12 protein-coding genes are annotated in these 16,422 nt (G+C 45.8%); 5 read left to right on the plus strand and 7 right to left on the minus strand.

Features of this window, described 5'->3' with window-relative positions:
* Nucleotides 1-60 precede the first annotated feature (60 nt).
* Together OM416_RS06185 and OM416_RS06190 are read right to left on the minus strand one after the other, a co-directional pair.
* Nucleotides 61-957, minus strand: coding sequence for a hypothetical protein (locus OM416_RS06185; RefSeq protein WP_264927979.1), 897 nt, complete (start codon nucleotides 955-957; stop codon nucleotides 61-63).
* Nucleotides 958-1,059: 102 nt separating this feature from the next.
* Nucleotides 1,060-3,051: a GGDEF domain-containing protein gene (locus OM416_RS06190; RefSeq protein WP_264927980.1), complete on the minus strand. Its 1,992-nt coding sequence runs from the start codon at nucleotides 3,049-3,051 to the stop codon at nucleotides 1,060-1,062.
* A gap of 465 nt (nucleotides 3,052-3,516) precedes the next feature.
* On the opposite strand from OM416_RS06190, the gene rpsD reads away from it, so the two are divergent.
* From rpsD to OM416_RS06205, 3 genes are all read left to right on the plus strand, one after another.
* Nucleotides 3,517-4,116, plus strand: a complete 600-nt coding sequence (gene rpsD, locus OM416_RS06195; RefSeq protein ID WP_062835377.1) for a 30S ribosomal protein S4 — start codon at nucleotides 3,517-3,519, stop codon at nucleotides 4,114-4,116.
* A gap of 187 nt (nucleotides 4,117-4,303) precedes the next feature.
* Complete coding sequence (locus tag OM416_RS06200; protein WP_264927981.1) at nucleotides 4,304-6,409, plus strand: methyl-accepting chemotaxis protein; 2,106 nt, start codon at nucleotides 4,304-4,306, stop codon at nucleotides 6,407-6,409.
* A gap of 230 nt (nucleotides 6,410-6,639) precedes the next feature.
* Nucleotides 6,640-9,738 (plus strand): transglycosylase domain-containing protein, encoded by a 3,099-nt coding sequence (locus tag OM416_RS06205; protein ID WP_264927982.1) that lies wholly within the window; start codon nucleotides 6,640-6,642, stop codon nucleotides 9,736-9,738.
* Nucleotides 9,739-9,930: 192 nt separating this feature from the next.
* Here OM416_RS06205 and acsA read toward each other — a convergent pair whose 3' ends face one another.
* Nucleotides 9,931-11,655: an acetate--CoA ligase gene (acsA, locus tag OM416_RS06210; RefSeq protein WP_264927983.1), complete on the minus strand. Its 1,725-nt coding sequence runs from the start codon at nucleotides 11,653-11,655 to the stop codon at nucleotides 9,931-9,933.
* Between the two features lie 293 nt (nucleotides 11,656-11,948).
* Between acsA and OM416_RS06215 the strand changes: the two genes are divergently transcribed.
* The gene (locus OM416_RS06215) at nucleotides 11,949-12,581 is read left to right on the plus strand and encodes a GNAT family N-acetyltransferase (protein WP_264927984.1); all 633 of its coding nucleotides are present in this window, start codon (nucleotides 11,949-11,951) and stop codon (nucleotides 12,579-12,581) included.
* A gap of 134 nt (nucleotides 12,582-12,715) precedes the next feature.
* Here OM416_RS06215 and OM416_RS06220 read toward each other — a convergent pair whose 3' ends face one another.
* The 4 genes from OM416_RS06220 to OM416_RS06235 all read right to left on the minus strand — a co-directional run bounded on the left by OM416_RS06220 (nucleotide 12,716) and on the right by OM416_RS06235 (nucleotide 15,521).
* On the minus strand, nucleotides 12,716-13,411 hold the full coding sequence (locus OM416_RS06220) for a 5'-methylthioadenosine/adenosylhomocysteine nucleosidase (RefSeq protein WP_264927985.1): 696 nt from the start codon (nucleotides 13,409-13,411) through the stop codon (nucleotides 12,716-12,718).
* Nucleotides 13,412-13,531: 120 nt separating this feature from the next.
* Nucleotides 13,532-14,545 (minus strand): catabolite control protein A, encoded by a 1,014-nt coding sequence (gene ccpA / locus OM416_RS06225; RefSeq protein ID WP_036614690.1) that lies wholly within the window; start codon nucleotides 14,543-14,545, stop codon nucleotides 13,532-13,534.
* A gap of 92 nt (nucleotides 14,546-14,637) precedes the next feature.
* Nucleotides 14,638-14,985, minus strand: a complete 348-nt coding sequence (gene ytxJ / locus OM416_RS06230; RefSeq protein ID WP_264927987.1) for a bacillithiol system redox-active protein YtxJ — start codon at nucleotides 14,983-14,985, stop codon at nucleotides 14,638-14,640.
* 122 nt (nucleotides 14,986-15,107) lie between these two features.
* Nucleotides 15,108-15,521, minus strand: a complete 414-nt coding sequence (locus OM416_RS06235) for a hypothetical protein (protein ID WP_264927988.1) — start codon at nucleotides 15,519-15,521, stop codon at nucleotides 15,108-15,110.
* Between the two features lie 277 nt (nucleotides 15,522-15,798).
* On the opposite strand from OM416_RS06235, the gene OM416_RS06240 reads away from it, so the two are divergent.
* The gene (locus OM416_RS06240) at nucleotides 15,799-16,323 is read left to right on the plus strand and encodes a type 1 glutamine amidotransferase domain-containing protein (protein ID WP_062835386.1); all 525 of its coding nucleotides are present in this window, start codon (nucleotides 15,799-15,801) and stop codon (nucleotides 16,321-16,323) included.
* The last annotated feature ends 99 nt before the right edge of the window (nucleotides 16,324-16,422 follow it).

The following is a 16,422-nucleotide window of genomic DNA, read 5'->3' on the forward strand; positions in this document are numbered from 1 at the left end:
TTACGATACTATTGTAGCACGCAATCAGTCATCCCGTCAGCAGGCAGTCCTACACTTCATTTATTGATATGACTTGAAGTTTACATCGGTGACAAGAGCTTCTTTGTTGCTCTTACGGTTGTTGTCCGTATAACTCACCTGACTTTCAGAGGATAAGCGAAGAGGCAAACTACTCTTCCGATCTACGGTGAGATGATATACCGTCTGCACGCTCGCTTGTTTCATCATCTGTTGCATCGTTGTTTCACCCTGTTTCCATACTTTCTCCAGATCCTGCTCAAGCTTCTCCTTAGGCGCTCCTTTCACCGCAGCTGCCTTGTGCATATATTCTGCACGAATGGCGTTCATCTCGTCGTTTAGCTGGGCTGCAGCCCATGTTTTGGCATCTTCCGGTGCAAGTTCAATCCGTAACGTTCTGGTTCGACGACCGGAACCATACTCCGATTGAATGGTTTTGTGCATCCCATCGATCTTCTCCATTTGGGCTATTGGATTAAAGCGGGAAAGAGAACCACGCAGCGGCTCATGCCGCGCTGATAATGCCATCCATTGTCCTTGTTTCCGCTCAAAAGAGGCGCTAAATCCACTGGGCTGTCCGTTATTGTTTACGGCAGTCGTATGAATCCCCGTGCCCGCAGCGGTTACCTCTCCAGGTAGTCGTGTCTGAAGGGTCAGACGATCATGATTCTCCAGCTTGCCTTCAAATTTGAACTGATTCTCGAACAGTCCGCTGTTCTCCCGTCGAAGTCCCGCTTCTCCCTCAAAACTTAAGGTTTCTTTACCCGCTATACCCGATAAAGCCAGGGAAAAAACTTCTTCAGGCGTTTGATCACGCTGGATCAATCCACAACCTGGAACACAAATAAACATAATGCTCACGAGTAACCATAATGTACATACCGATCGGCGGTTAAGCATGTCCATGTCCATCTTCACCCTTCCGTCAACTTTCTCCATAGATTGCCCTGCCTGTATTCGCTTATACTTCCATCTATAAACAACATGATCCTCATTACATAAAAAAAGAGAGAACGACTCCGCAATTGGAATGGTTCTCTCCTAACGTGTTACTTCCTGTTCTTCTACAACGATTCTGTTACGACCGCCATTCTTAGCGCTGTACAAAGCCATGTCAGCCCGATAAAACAAGGACTCCACACTAACCTTCTCATCCATACAATTCCACTCGGCGATGCCACTGGACACCGTAACAAAAGGTCTGGTCTCCTCCGCGACTCTCCTGCGGATTACTTCCGCGTATTCTAACGCCTGATGCACACTTACCTGCGGCATATAGATAGCCAGTTCTTCTCCACCCCATCTGGCGCAGATATCCTCCGGGCGAACAGATCTGGTGACAATTTCACTCACTTGCTTCAGCACTTGATCACCCGTCTGATGTCCAAAGGTATCATTCACCTGTTTGAACTGATCAATATCCACGACAATGAGAGAACCACAGAATTCATGAGCCTGACGCTCGTGAATTACGCTATCCAGATAATGCCTTACGTACAATCCTGTCAACATATCCAGATTAGCCAAACGCCGAACCTCGGCATGTAGCGTGGCATTCGACAGGGCAAGCCCGATATGAATGGACAACATCTGCAAAAGCCGATAATTATCATATGAAAAATACTGCTCTCTGCTGTGTCCCAGCAAAATGGCACCCTTCACTTCACCATTGACTCTGATCGGTGATGCAATCAATGACATGGATCCGGTATCTTCCATGAAAAAGGAGGACACTTTATCATATTGCGCATAATTGGATATAATAAGCGGTTCCTCTGTTCGATACACTAAGCCTGCGATACCATAGTCTACAGAGAATGATTGGTGAAAGACATCTTTCACGTTAGAAGACATGACTTCAAAGTCATTCGTACTGTCATTGAGTTGAAGAATGCAACACGTTTCAGCCTGAAATATTTCCTTTAACTCTTGCTCGGATAATTGATAGATCTCCGAAAGATGCAGGCTCTTGTTCAAGCGCTGTGTAAGATCATTGATTAGACGAAGTTCCTGTATCAACATATTGGATTGTTCGTGCAACTTGGCGTTCTCAAAGGCCGTGCCTGCGGTATCTACCATCATCGTAATCAATTGCAGATCCGATTCTTCCATGATCTCTTCGTTCATTTCGATATGGAACACACCGTATATGCCTTGTTTTCCTTTCAAAGGAAGACCTACCTCTACGATGCGATTCTCTCCATCATCTGAACGAGCAACGATCAGCTTGCCTTCCATAAACGAACGCACACATATATCTTCTCCTCGTTCCTGGACAAGCAATGGTTTAATCCGTGGATTAAAGTTGCTCTGATCCTGAGACATATACAGTGTGATATACGTGGCCGGGTACAAATAGTCCATACTGTCAAATACCTCATCCAATATGGCGTCGACATCCATTTTGTCATGCATTCGCTGAACAATCTGAAAGAGGATGGACCTCCGGTGTTCTTCACGCGCTGTTTGTTCATGAGCATGTAACAGGTCCGTCATAAATATGTATTCAAATCTTCGGTAAAAGCAGGTGCGGTAATGCAATGCCTCAGATCGAACAACAGCTTCAGACGTTTCATATCGATTGGATTCATAGATCACAGCAGTAAATACGGCAAACATATCCTTGTTCGTTCTGGAGAATAAGGGATGTGTTATCAGGAGATATTCTCCACGTTCGCTAGCCCCTCTGAAGGACAGAGCCTGTCTCTTATCCAAACATTCCAATACAAGCCTGCGTGCATCCAAGCCCGGATCGGCATCACGATCACGATCGTACCCTATACAATCGCCTTCCGTGTTCCATACGCTGTAAAAGGTTGATCTGCTGTCCAGGCCCGAATCTACTTTGGAGTTCCAGTCACTGTATGCCTGCTCTAGCAAGCTGCCCAAATATGAAAAATCAAAAGGTGTGATATCCATTTTTTGCATCCACAACACATGCTCTTCATGAGAATGAGGAGCGGCAAAAGATGCGGAATCGCCCGAACTTCGTGAATTCAAGCTGGCAGGTAAACTTCTTAGATGTTCTAACATGTCAGGCGCTCCTTTGCACCGTTTTTGCATCCACCAGGATGCATTAATCTGCAGACGTTATCGCAAACCTGCAAATTCGTTGCGATAACCTTGTTACATAAAGATGATTTAAAGTTAAGATACAATCTATTTTACTCTGTTTAAAGCTTTTTTGCATCCATATTTCAGAAAATTGTCCCATTATTTTAGGCCCAATGACCTATCGACAAATTTAGACGTTTTTTTGCTTTTGTTCTACGCTTGACTTTGGTTCTCTTAAACTGTAATATAAATTGTTGATGAAGACTACTAATGGGTCTTTAAATTTGGGCATTACCGGTTGTGTCACCCTCATTCTTTTTGTTGCTTTCAGGACAGCGGCTGAACTTTCCTGATCGTTCTATGCGAGGCCAAGCCCGCATCAACAAATTGGAGCGCAAACAGAGCCCTAATATGAACTTTAACTAAAAAGGAGCTACTTTAAACATGGCACGTTACACTGGTCCTAAATTTAAATTGAGCCGTCGCCTCGGCATTTCCCTTAGCGGAACAGGCAAAGAATTGAAACGCCCTTTCCCTCCAGGTCAGCACGGAGCTAACCAACGCAGAAAAATGAGCAACTACGGTATGCAATTGCAAGAAAAACAAAAATTGCGCCACATGTACGGTTTGGGCGAGAAGCAATTCCGCACACTGTTCTCTAAAGCTCAAAAAATGCAAGGTATTGCCGGCGAAAACTTCATGTTCTTGCTTGAGTGCCGCCTTGACAACCTCGTTTACCGCCTTGGGTTTGCTAACTCCCGCGCTGGAGCGCGTCAGTTGGTAGCACACGGTCACGTAACTGTAAACGGCAAAAAAGTCGATATCGCTTCTTACCAAGTAAGCACTGGCGATGTAATCGGCTTGCGTGAGAAGAGCCGCGCTCTTTCTTCCGTTAAGGAAGCTTTGGAAGGCCGTTCGCATCTTCCAGCATACGTTGAATACAACGAAGCAGCTGTAGAAGGTAAATTCATCCGCTTGCCTGAGCGTGCTGAATTGTCCCAAGACATCGATGAAAAACAAATCGTCGAGTTCTACAACCGTTAATCGTTGCAATCACATTAAAGTTTCAATCCAAACAGCTGTCGAGATTTTCTCGACAGCTGTTTTTCTATGCTTTTTTCTATTTATCTTCATTATATGACCTCAAATATCGATATAAAGTATAGACTCCCTTTAGGAGAAGCACACATCCATACTAACATCACAAGAGTGACATCGAGGGGGATTAACCATGCATTTTTTTCGCAATCGCAAGCTGGCTTTTAAGCTTGGACTTTTACTTGGGATCGTATTACTCTGCTGTATCGGAGCCCTGATTGCGTTTAACACCAAATCCATTTATGACAAAAGCCTGCAGTACGGCGAAACCGTTGCTGGACAGGCAGCAAACCGGGCTACAAACGAGTTCATGACTGACATTAATCAGGTCAAAAACACATTAGACACCATGAGTACCACGTTATTGGATGCCGCTCAGAACGGGTCTCTCAACCGTGAGGAAGTCGTTAGACTTCTTGAACAGTATCTGAAAAAGGACGAGAAAGTTTTCGGCTTTTATACGGGCTGGGAACCTAATGCCTTTGATGGAAACGATGCGGATCACGTGAATAAAAATGAATATGATGATGCTACGGGTCGATTCGTTCCATACGTTATACGCGATGGCAACTCCCTGCATTTTGAGCCTATGCCGACTTATGAGGGAAGCGGTGAAACCAGTACGTACTATCAACAGCCCAAGAAAACCAAATTCATCTATTGGTCTGAGCCTGTTACCTATACGGTTGGCGGAAAAGAAACACTACTTGTTTCGATTGTGCTCCCCATATTAGATGAAAACAAAACGTTTCTGGGCATTGTTGGTGCAGACTTTACCATTGATCGTTTTCAGCAAAATATAGCATCGCTCAATCCGGATCAAGGTTATGCCATGCTGATAACTGGTGAAGGACAGATTGCTGCACACGGCTCCAAACCGGAACTGGCCAATGAAGGTGCCGTAATTCCAGCTGAAATGAAGACAGTCATTCAGCGTATACAGTCTGGCGAATCCCAGTTTTACGCTACTGACCCTGAAGTAGGTGAAGAATTATTTATTGCCGAGCCCGCCAGGTTGCAAGGAACCGATTCGAACTGGTACCTTGTCTCAGCGCTGCCAAAGAGCCATATCCTCCAACCTTTCTATGACAGCTTGAACTGGTCCATATTGATTGCTGCACTGGCTGTACTTCTGCTTGCAGGTGTAGTCACCTATACCATCATCTCCATTGTAAGACAGTTGAACCAGGTCAATATCGTGGCTGGACAACTGGCTGGCGGAGATCTGACACAAAAGTTACCTGTTCGATCCAAAGATGAATTCGGTATTATGGCAGGTCATATGAATCAGATGATGGATACACTGCGTCATACGATATCGGTTATTTCGGAACATGCTTTATCCGTAGGCTCCACCTCTCAACAGTTGACCGCAGGGGCCGAAGAAACAGGTAAAGCCGCCGAACTGATTGCATTAACAGGGCTGGAAGTGGCAGATAAAGCAGGTAAACAGGTGCAGGAGCTACAAGAGTCCTCCCGCTCCATGAATGAAATATCTGCAGGGATCGGAAGAATTGCAAAGGCCGCCTCCGATGTATCCGATTCATCACGAGCTGTGGCTGAACGAACAACCGTTGGAACCGATAAGATTCAGTCCGCCATGCGTATGGTGGATAGTGCCACCTCTTCTGTGCAAACGTCCATGACCGCACTGGAGAATTTCCGTCAACGCTCTGAAGAGATTGGACATATTACGGGCATGATCACGGAAGTTAGTCGGCAAACCAACCTTCTAGCACTTAATGCTTCCATTGAAGCATCACGAGCGGGTGAACACGGCCGCGGGTTTGGTGTTGTTGCTTCCGAGATTCGTAATCTGGCTGAACAATCCAGAATATCAGCAGCGCAGATTGCAGAGTTGATTCATAGTGTTCAGCAAGAGGTCCTTTCTCTCGTTGAAAATATGGAACACGGGAACTCCGAAGTTAGTCATATTGCGGAAGTGATTAATGAGAGTGGTGAACTATTCCTCTCCATTTCATCACAGATTTCGGATGTTAATGAGCAGATTGAGCATGTCTCAGCCATTGCGCAGCAGATGTCAGCAGGATCACAGCAGGTTGATGCCACGTTAGTGCAACTCAAAACCATTGGTCATGAGACAGCCGATCACGCGACTCGTGTTGCCTCTGCTTCTGAAGAACAACTTGCATCCATGGAAGAGATCACAGCGGCGTCTGCCTCGTTGGCTAATCTTACCCAGGAACTCTTGGAACTGATTCAACGCTTCAAAACCTGATGTAGAAGACCTCCAATACGACACATCATTCAGGCCACCCTATGCACCCTCAGCATGGAGGTGGCCTGCTTATTTTGACTTACAACTCATGAAATGTGCTTCAATATCGCATGATATATAGCATAATCCATGGCAGAATGGCAAATTTCGACCATTACTTGTATTTCTCAGGCATGCAAACCCGCCTTTTTATGCTATAATAAGTGCTGTTAAAAGGAGGAAGACACTGAATGGTTGATGTTAATAAGAAAAAGCCCGATGAACAGCCTGTACGCAAGCGTAGCTTTGCCCGCAGACTGGGAAGTTTCGTCAGTTGGATGGTGGTCCTTGGCTTTATGGGGGCACTATTTGTAGGCGGTGCTTTGATGGGATACGTCAGTTCCATTGTGAAAGACGAGCCTGTCCGTTCAAGGGCCCTGATTGAACAAAAAGTCAGCGAAAACTCCATCACAGGCTTTGCTTACTTTGCCGACGGCAGTCCGATCGGTCAATTACGTACGGAAGAAGACAGGCGTCCGGTCACTACGGACCAGATCCCACAAAAGGTTATTGATGCTGTCGTTTCAATTGAAGACAATCATTTTTACGAACATAAAGGTGTAGACATGAGCGGAACGCTCCGAGCCGTGAAACAGAAAGTGCTGAAAGAATCAGTACAAACCGGCGGTAGTACACTGACTCAGCAATTGGCGCGTCGTGTGTTTCTGAATTTGGATCGCACGGAAGATCGGAAAGTGAAAGAAATCTTGCTCTCACTGCGACTCGAACGTTTCCTGACCAAAGACGAGATCATGACAGCCTATCTGAACAAGGTTCCTTTCGGTAACGGTTCCAGCGGATACAACGTTTACGGAATCAAGGCCGCTGCTAAAGGTCTGTTCAATATTAATGATCTTGAAAAAATCAACATCGCTCAGGCTGCTTATCTTGCTGGATTGCCGCAGCTCCCCTCCTCTTACTCTGCCTTTAACGGTAAAGGCGATTTTGTAGAGGAAAATTTTGACCGCGCAATCAACCGTCAGCATCTGGTATTACGCCGTATGCTTGAACTGGGCAAAATTAATCAGTCCGAGCATGATGAAGCTCTTGCTTTTGATATTAAAAGTTCACTCGCTCCGAAGACCATCAAGGCTTACAATACTTATCCATATCTTATGATGGAAACGGAACGACAAGCTGCACAGATTTTGATGAAACAATTGAATTCCGATACAGCTGAATCCACAGACAAAGGTACGGATGCAGACACACCTCAGAAGGAAAGTAGTGCGTTATTAGAGGAAGCTCAGACGCAACTGCGTACAGGTGGATACCGCATTTACACGACCATCAACAAAAGTATCTACAAAACGATGCGTACCATTGCGGAAGATGACAGCAATTTCTCAGCAGATGATCCTGTCAAAGGGAAAGAACAAACTGCTGCCATGCTGATTAATCACAAAACAGGTGCTATTCTAGGCATGATTGAGGGACGGGATTTCCAGGATGAACAGATGAACTACGCAACACAGATGGTGCGTCAGCCAGGTTCAACAATGAAACCTATTGCCGCTTATCTTCCTGCGCTAGATGAAGGTCTTGTTCAGCCGGCTTCAATTATTGATGACTCACCGATCATCCTGAAAAATGGTCCGAGCGGGTATCACATTGCAAAGAATGCCAATAACCGTTATCAGGGATTGGTCACTGCGCGCAGAGCACTAAATTATTCTCTTAATATACCGGCTCTGAAGTTGTTTAATGAAGAAGTAGGGATCGAGAAGGCTTGGACCTTCGCCAAGAAACTAGGAATTACTACCATTCAGAAGGAAGACTATCAGGCTCAGACAGGTGTTCTGGGAGGTCTCCAATACGGAGTAACCGTTGAAGAACTAACTAGTGCCTACGGTGCTATCGCCAATAATGGTGTGTATAACGATTCCTACATGATTAGTAAAATTGTAGATTCCAAAGGCAACATCGTGTATAAACATGATACTGAACCTGTCCAAGCCTTCTCGGAGCAGACAGCATACCTGATGACCGATATGCTGCGGACCGTTATTACGGAAGGTACGGCAGATAAGGTACGGGAAAATTACAAATATTCCAAGAGTGTGCCGATCGTAGGTAAAACGGGCTCCACTCAAAACTATGCAGATGTCTGGTTTGAAGGCTATACGCCAGATGTCACACTTGGTGTGTGGGTTGGATACAAACAGCCAGTGAATACGCTGGAAAGCAAATCACAGAGAAAACGTGCGCAGCAACTGTGGTCAAAAATCTTGAATGAAGTAATTGATACGCAAAAAGATCTGTTCGTGACGGATTCGTTCAAAAAACCATCTGGCATCGAAACACGGACGGTATCGGCTTATAGCGGCAAATTGCCAACCTCCATGACTGACAAATTTGTTACGGATATTTTCAACAGCAAATTCGTTCCGAAGGATAGCGATGACGGCGTCGCCAAAGCCAAGTACATTACTTACAATGGTGTGAATTACATTCCGCGTGATGGAACGCCTGCGGACATGTTGAAGGAAAAAACAGTAATCAAGCGTAAAAAGCCGATCTCTGATCTCATCAAGGAATTGCAAAATGCATTCTCACGTATGAGTCGACATGAGTCACTTGCTTATTACCTTCCTGAAGATGCTGATGCAGACATGCCAACACAGGTTGATCCAAGAACAGATAACGGCAAAGCTCCTGATGCACCAGGTAACGTACGAATCTCTACCTCGGGTGACAGAGCAGTCATTACATTTAATGCCACACCTGAAAATGATGTCGTTGGTTATCGTCTGTATCGTTCTGTAAACGGTGGAGGATTCCAGAATCAGGGTCAAGTTGTCCTGACCGGTGAATCCAGATCATTCTCTGCATATGCAGCGCCAGGCGGCAACTTCGCCTTCTATGTAACCGCAGTGGATGTTGCTGGCAGAGAGTCTGCTCCTAGCGCTACCGTAAATAGTGCTGGAAGTGTAGCCCCTCCTGTGGAAGAAGAGATTAATGAGCCAATTGAAGTTCCAGGTACAGTCATTACTCCGGGAGAAACGCAGAACGATAATACGACAACGACAGCCCCAGCCACACCTGGTCAAGTCAGCGTCTCTGCGCTCTCTCAAGGACTGCGTATTCAATGGGCGTCCACTCCGAACGCAGATAGTTACGCTGTATATTACAGTGAAACAGGTTCGGCTCCTTACACCAAAATTGGAACAACGTCGGGAACGACAATGGATTATGGCGTACCTGCGACTACTGCTGGATGGTTCAAGGTATCTGCCAGCAATAGTGCGGGTGAATCCGAAGCTTCTGCAGCCGTACATTTTCAACCCTGATTCAACAGAGTGATCCACAAAAAAACCGCACGCTCAGACTATATCTGAGCATGCGGCTTTTTCATTTGCATTTGCATTTGCAGCTAAAAGCCTGCTTCATGCCATAGACATAAAGCAGGCTTCTGCAACCGATTTGGATAGAAAGTGTCGCCGTGTTGGACTTCGTTTAGTTATGACTTCTCCCCTTGCTCATCAGTCTTCAATGGTGGATAGATCTCCTGCTGGCAGATCAAGCTCCCAGGCTTTCAGTACACGGCGCATGATCTTTCCGGAACGTGTCTTGGGCAGTTTATCCTTAAACTCAATCTCACGCGGAGCAGCATGAGCAGACAGGCCTTCTTTTACAAATCGATAAATCTCTTCTTTTAGCTCTGGGGTCGGCTCATATCCTTCACGAAGCGCTACAAAGGCCTTGATGATCTCCCCACGTGTCACATCCGGCTTACCGATTACACCCGCCTCTGCTACCGCAGGATGCTCCACGAGCTTGCTCTCCACCTCAAAAGGTCCAATACGCTCCCCTGACGAATTAATTACATCATCAATCCGTCCCTGGAACCAGAAATATCCTTCTTCATCCATATAAGCAGAGTCGCCAGACACATACCAGCCCGTAAGTCTGAAATACTCCTCGTATTTCGCAGGATTATTCCAGATCTTCGCCATCATGGATGGCCAGGGTGCCCGTATGGCCAGATTACCCATACTGTACGGTGGCAATTCCTGTCCGCGATCATCAATTATGGCTGCCTCAATTCCAGGCAATGGACGTCCCATGGAGCCAGGCTTGATCGGCATTCCGGGATAGTTACAGATCAGCTGTGCACCTGTTTCGGTCATCCACCATGTATCATGAATTCGCTGACCATAGGCTTTCCACCCCCAACGAACAACTTCCGGATTGAGTGGTTCACCGACAGACATCACGTGACGAAGGCTGCTCAGATCATGCTGGGCAATCGTCTCTTCTCCTGCTCCCATTAACATACGGAAGGCCGTTGGCGCACTATACCAGATGGTGACTTTGTTTTTCTGGATGGTGCTGTACCAATCATGAGGACTGAAACGACCGCCACGTATTACATTCGTCACTCCATTAAGCCATGGAGCAAAGATTCCATAAGAGGTACCTGTCACCCAACCAGGGTCAGCTGTACACCAATACACGTCATCCTCACGTAGATCCAGAACAACCTTGCCTGTATAATAGTGTTGAATCATGGCATTCTGAACATGGTACACCCCTTTGGGTTTACCCGTTGAGCCTGAGGTATAGTGAATTAACAAACCATCCTCACGATTCAACCACTCCACTTCCATCTCATCCGAAGCCGCAGACATCTCTGCATCAAAATCAATGAGTCCTTCTTCAGTCTGAGCACCGCCACCCACAATAAATATATGTTTCAGTTCAGGCAGTTCGGAACGTTTGATCCGTCCCAGCAATGCCGGAGTCGTTACGAGTGCTACAGCCCCACTATCCTCCAGCCGATCCTTCACAGCCGTTTCCATAAAAGCTTCAAACAATGGGCCTGCGATAGCTCCTGCTTTCAATATACCCAGAAGACTAAAATACAGCTCAGGACTTCGCGGCATGAAAATAAACACACGCTCCCCTTTGGCTATGCCATATTTGCGGAGAACATTCCCAAACCGACTCGACTGTTCACTCAGGTCAGCAAAGGTATAGGCCTCTTCGCGTGAAGCATCGCTATACAATAAAGCGGTTCTTCCGCCCCTTCCTTCCAGTACATGACGGTCAATCGCTTCATGCGCCATGTTCACTTTTCCGCTGGCGTACCACGTAAAGTTCCGTTCCACCGATTCCCAATCGAACCCGCTTCTCGCCTCCGTGTAATCGCCCAGGTTAGATTCGGACACAACCGTTTGCAGCATCTCACCATGTGCTTGACTCATGCTTGCAGCCTCCTTCAACTCGACATTTCGATTCCCGTTATGGGTTAATTTTCATTGCCTTTGTGTTGACTGAACTTCCAGTTAGCGCTTACATTAGTAGAGAGAACTTCTCATCATGTACTTGCTCGGCCAAACAGATGTTATTCATACTGCGATCAATTGTGAACATTTTTTGTCTACGCAATTATAGCAAATCTTTTCAATTGTCGTCTATGGCTTTTCAATTTTTTGGATTTTTGCTATAGCGGCCTTTTTGAACAACCTCTATAAGTAGGGGGAGAGGAGCATGAACCATGGAACATATCAAGGAATATCATATGCGTTCCATCTTCAAGTCCGGCCACCGAATTACGATTGAAGGCCCCGTGCAGGCCGAGGAGATAACCCGTCTTGCCTTCCATTCGGATCTGGATGCCTTTCGGCGCCCAACCGAGCAACAGGAAGCGTTGGCTGAGATTGCAGCCTTGCCAGAAGGTCGAATTATCATCGCACATGAAAATGAAACGATTATCGGCTATGTAACCTTTCACTATGCGGATGAGTGTGAACGCTGGTCCGAGGGCAACATGACTGATCTGATTGAGCTTGGGGCAATTGAGGTTGCGGACGACTATCGCTCGCTTGGCATTGGACGTGAAATGTTGCTTACGGCTCTGGATGATAAACACATGGAGAACTACATTATTTTCACGACAGAATATTATTGGCATTGGGATCTGAAAGGCAGCGGACTAAACGTATGGGATTATCGCAAAATGATGGAGAAGCTAATGGAAACGATCGACATGACCTGGTATGCAACAGACGACCCCGAAATCTGTTCACATCCTGCGAACTGTTTGATGGTGCGAATCGGAAGTCAGGTACCCATAACATCGGAAGAACAGTTTGATCGTGTGCGCTTCCGGCATCGGTTCATGTATTAATGCAATGATCTGTTCAAAAACGATATACATAACAAAAATCGCCTCTCGCAGCGCTACTCCATACTTCATGGAACAGCTCATCGAAAGGCGGTTTTTCATTGATTTTGGATTGGTATTGCAACTGAAGCTATGCATTACATATTTTCTAACATATGCTCCACAATGCGATGTGAACGCTGCGAAGATTGCACGGTAAATTCAGCAAAGTTAACATGCGCCGAACCATCCGCTTTATCCGACATCCCACGCAGGACAACAAATGGTACACGATTCATGTAACAGACCTGAGCGACTGCAGCTCCTTCCATTTCGGCACATGCACCGTCCATTTCAGTATGTAACATGTTAACCGTATCTTTATTCGCGATAAATTGGTCTCCAGATAACACTTTACCAATCAAGTAATTGGCTCCCTGAGCTTTGCACGCTTCTTCAGCCAGTGCAATAAGCGAAGCCTCGGCGGGGAATGCAGATGTCTCCTGGTAAGGGATTACTCCGCGTTCGAACCCCAGTGGGGTTACATCCATATCGTGCTGTACACACACGGACGAGATAACCATATCTCCAATGTTTAGATCTGGGTTAACTGCACCCGCAACACCTGTGAAGATAATGCGGTTAACCTGAAAATGATCAATCAAGATCTGTGTCGTAACCGCTGCATTTACTTTACCTACACCGGATTTACAGACAACGATTTGCTTGCCAAGCCACTCGCCTGCAACGTATGTAATCCCGGTTTGTTTGACCGTCTCAAGTTGCTTCATACCTGCCAGCAAAAGCTCTACTTCCTCATCCATCGCTCCGATAATACCAATCGTTTCACTCATCTTCTGATACCCCCTGTTTCCATTATTAAACTCATTCAGCACAAAAGCTCCGTCTCCGGAGCTTTCGCATATCCACTATGTAGAGAGAATGACCTCTCCCTTTTCTATATATAATCCCGATTAAACTACATCTGCGTGACTTACAGACAGACGAAGAATCGTTTCATGCGGTAAAATAACCCTTGGGTTCTCCACATTTTCCTTCTTCATCAACTTGGTCAGCAAACGCATCGCTACTGCACCCAGGTCATACATCGGCTGAGCTACAGTTGTCAACTGAGGACGAACCATGGAAGCCATACGAATGTTATCCACACTAATGATGGAGAAATCATCTGGTACTTTCAGACCGTCATCCTGAATGCTGTGAATGGCACCGATGGCCATTTCATCCGTTGCCGCAAAGATGGCCGATGGTTTTTTCTTGAGTCCAAGGAAATATTTCATCGCTTCCACACCGGATTCATAACGATAGTTACCGATTCGAACGAGATCCTCTTGGTATTCAATACCCGCTGCCTCCAGTGCTTTCTTGTAACCTTGGAAACGGGCATATCCATTCGCAGGATCTTGCAGTGTACCACTGATCATTGCAATTTCCTTGTGTCCATGACGAATCAGGGTATTAACAGCGTCAAACGCAGCCGCCTCATGGTCAATATCCACCGAAGGGAATGTTCCCTTCTCATCACTCGTTGCGCAAAGTACGATAGGCACAGCCGCAGACTGGAACGCCTGAATGTGTTCGTCCGTTACTGTTCCGCCCATGAAGAGCAGTCCGTCTACTTGTTTTTCAAGTAAGGTGTTAATAACACGAATTTCTTTTTCTTTCTTCTTATCTGCATTACACAAAATGATATTGTAGTGATACATATTCGCAATATCTTCAATTCCGCGAGCAATCTCCGCGAAGGTTGAGTTCGAAATATCCGGAATAACGACCCCGACCGTGGTTGTCTTCTTGCTTGCCAGACCTCTGGCTACCGCATTCGGACGATATCCCAACCGTTCGATGGCTTCATATACTTTTTTTCGCGTTTGCGGTTTGACATTAGGGTTATTATTAACTACCCGTGATACCGTTGCCATAGACACTCCAGCTTCACGTGCCACATCATAAATGGTTACCGTCACAGTACTTCTCTCCATTACCAGTAAATTTTCATACCATTTTCATTAAGATTTATATTACGACAAATTTTTGCATTAATCAATTAAAATAGGCTTTAGGACTCACTCAAAACATTCGTAAGTGTGGCGCTAGTAATATCTGAATGGGAAGTATGCCATACAGGAATTCCCTTTTTGATCAGGATCGCCTGTGGAGATTCGTGCTTAACACCCAGCTTATCTGCTGCTTCATTGGATACTGGGCGATCTTCCACAACATAAATGATGCCATATTTCACTTGTTCATTGGGATTGTTATGCAAATAATCGTTCATCTCCTGATAAGCATTCGAGCTGATCGGGCAGCGTGTGCTGTGCTTAAACAGAAGCAAGGGTTGATCCTTGGTAGCCTCCACTGCGGAGTTTAGCTGTTCAATACTTGTCATTTTAGTCATGTCAGCCATTAGATATACATCCCCCTTTACCAGGAATACCGCTATGTTGAGCGTTTTCACTCTTCGATATCTTAACAAAAAGTGCGCGAAAAAGCCAATTTTCATGAAAACAAGCATTTTACACGTCAAAATTAGACAGCATTCGAGAAGTACTCCTGCCACACAAATCCGGATAATTGACTTAATCTGCGCTCTGTGGTCTCAATCCATGCTACATCTCCAGACTTCGTTGCATAACCCATAATGTCCAATAGCAGATTAATACGTTCCTCCACCGCTTGCTGCATGCGATATTCCATCTCCCGATCCGTCGCATCTGGCCAGGCCAGCAATTGCTCATGAAACAGATCTGCCAGTTCATTTCGTTCACCAAAAGATACGTCCTGCTTCACCGGTTGTTCACCCAGTGTGCTTATGCATTCTGTTAAGTCAGGCTTGACTGGCGGAAGCACTTCGTATGACACACAGTCTGTACATGCAAATACAGGTACGTTTCGAATCTCCACCTTTTTGGCGTATACCACTGTTCTTAATTCCAACTCCATTACATGTCCACATCTGCACGACTTGCGCACAACCATCACCTCATTCGTTCTATACTCTTATATAAGTACCATTCGACCTATTTCGGCTCAAATCCTGCTGCAAATGAGAGGTTGCACAAATTACCACTCCCACCAGATGAAGGTTGTCGAATGCAGGCAGCCCTTGACTTGTAATCGCTTCCTCAAAAGTGAATATGCACTTCCATGAACTCCCACGGAGAATCTGTTACAATTAAAGACGCAACATCCCTAATCAACGCACAAAGGAGAGATGGATATGAGATTAACCGGTAAAAAAGTCATCGCTCTGGTCGATGAAGAATTCGAAGATCTGGAATTGTGGTACCCTGTGCATCGTGTTCGTGAAGAAGGCGCAGAGGTGCATCTGGCTGGAGAGAAAAAAGGAAAAACCTATATTGGCAAATATGGTGTACCTGCTGAAGCTGAATACAGTTTCGATGAACTCGACAGTTCACATTATGATGGTATTCTCGTGCCAGGGGGCTGGGCGCCAGACAAGCTCCGTCGTTACCCCAAGGTACTTGAGCTTGTTAAGGAAATGAATGCAGATAAGAAACCGATCGGACAAATCTGTCATGCAGGTTGGGTCCTGATCTCCGCCAAAATTCTGGACGGAGTAACGGTAACCTCTACACCAGGCATTCGGGATGACATGGAAAATGCAGGTGCAATCTGGAAAGATGAAGCGGTTGTTGTTGATGGACATATCATCTCTGCGCGTCGTCCACCCGACCTTCCACCTTACGGTAAGGCATTCTGTGATGCACTCGCTGACAAATAAAAATAACCCCGCTGTGCTTGAGATCAGCACAACGGGGTTATTTTATTATCACAAATTTCTCAACAACAATTTATCACAAATGTAAATATATTAACTTAA

Origin of the sequence: Paenibacillus sp. LS1, assembly GCF_026013365.1 — a bacterium.
Classification (GTDB): domain Bacteria; phylum Bacillota; class Bacilli; order Paenibacillales; family Paenibacillaceae; genus Paenibacillus.

Excerpts from the sequence above, each read along its gene's own strand:
- rpsD (WP_062835377.1), top strand. The coding sequence starts at position 3,517 with ATGGCACGTTACACTGGTCCTAAATTTAAATTGAGCCGTCGCCTCGGC.
- OM416_RS06185 (WP_264927979.1), bottom strand. The coding sequence starts at position 957 with ATGGAGAAAGTTGACGGAAGGGTGAAGATGGACATGGACATGCTTAAC.
- OM416_RS06205 (WP_264927982.1), top strand. The coding sequence starts at position 6,640 with ATGGTTGATGTTAATAAGAAAAAGCCCGATGAACAGCCTGTACGCAAG.
- ytxJ (WP_264927987.1), bottom strand. The coding sequence starts at position 14,985 with ATGGCTGACATGACTAAAATGACAAGTATTGAACAGCTAAACTCCGCA.
- acsA (WP_264927983.1), bottom strand. The coding sequence starts at position 11,655 with ATGAGTCAAGCACATGGTGAGATGCTGCAAACGGTTGTGTCCGAATCT.
- OM416_RS06190 (WP_264927980.1), bottom strand. The coding sequence starts at position 3,051 with ATGTTAGAACATCTAAGAAGTTTACCTGCCAGCTTGAATTCACGAAGT.
- OM416_RS06215 (WP_264927984.1), top strand. The coding sequence starts at position 11,949 with ATGGAACATATCAAGGAATATCATATGCGTTCCATCTTCAAGTCCGGC.
- OM416_RS06235 (WP_264927988.1), bottom strand. The coding sequence starts at position 15,521 with ATGGAGTTGGAATTAAGAACAGTGGTATACGCCAAAAAGGTGGAGATT.
- OM416_RS06240 (WP_062835386.1), top strand. The coding sequence starts at position 15,799 with ATGAGATTAACCGGTAAAAAAGTCATCGCTCTGGTCGATGAAGAATTC.
- OM416_RS06200 (WP_264927981.1), top strand. The coding sequence starts at position 4,304 with ATGCATTTTTTTCGCAATCGCAAGCTGGCTTTTAAGCTTGGACTTTTA.
- OM416_RS06220 (WP_264927985.1), bottom strand. The coding sequence starts at position 13,411 with ATGAGTGAAACGATTGGTATTATCGGAGCGATGGATGAGGAAGTAGAG.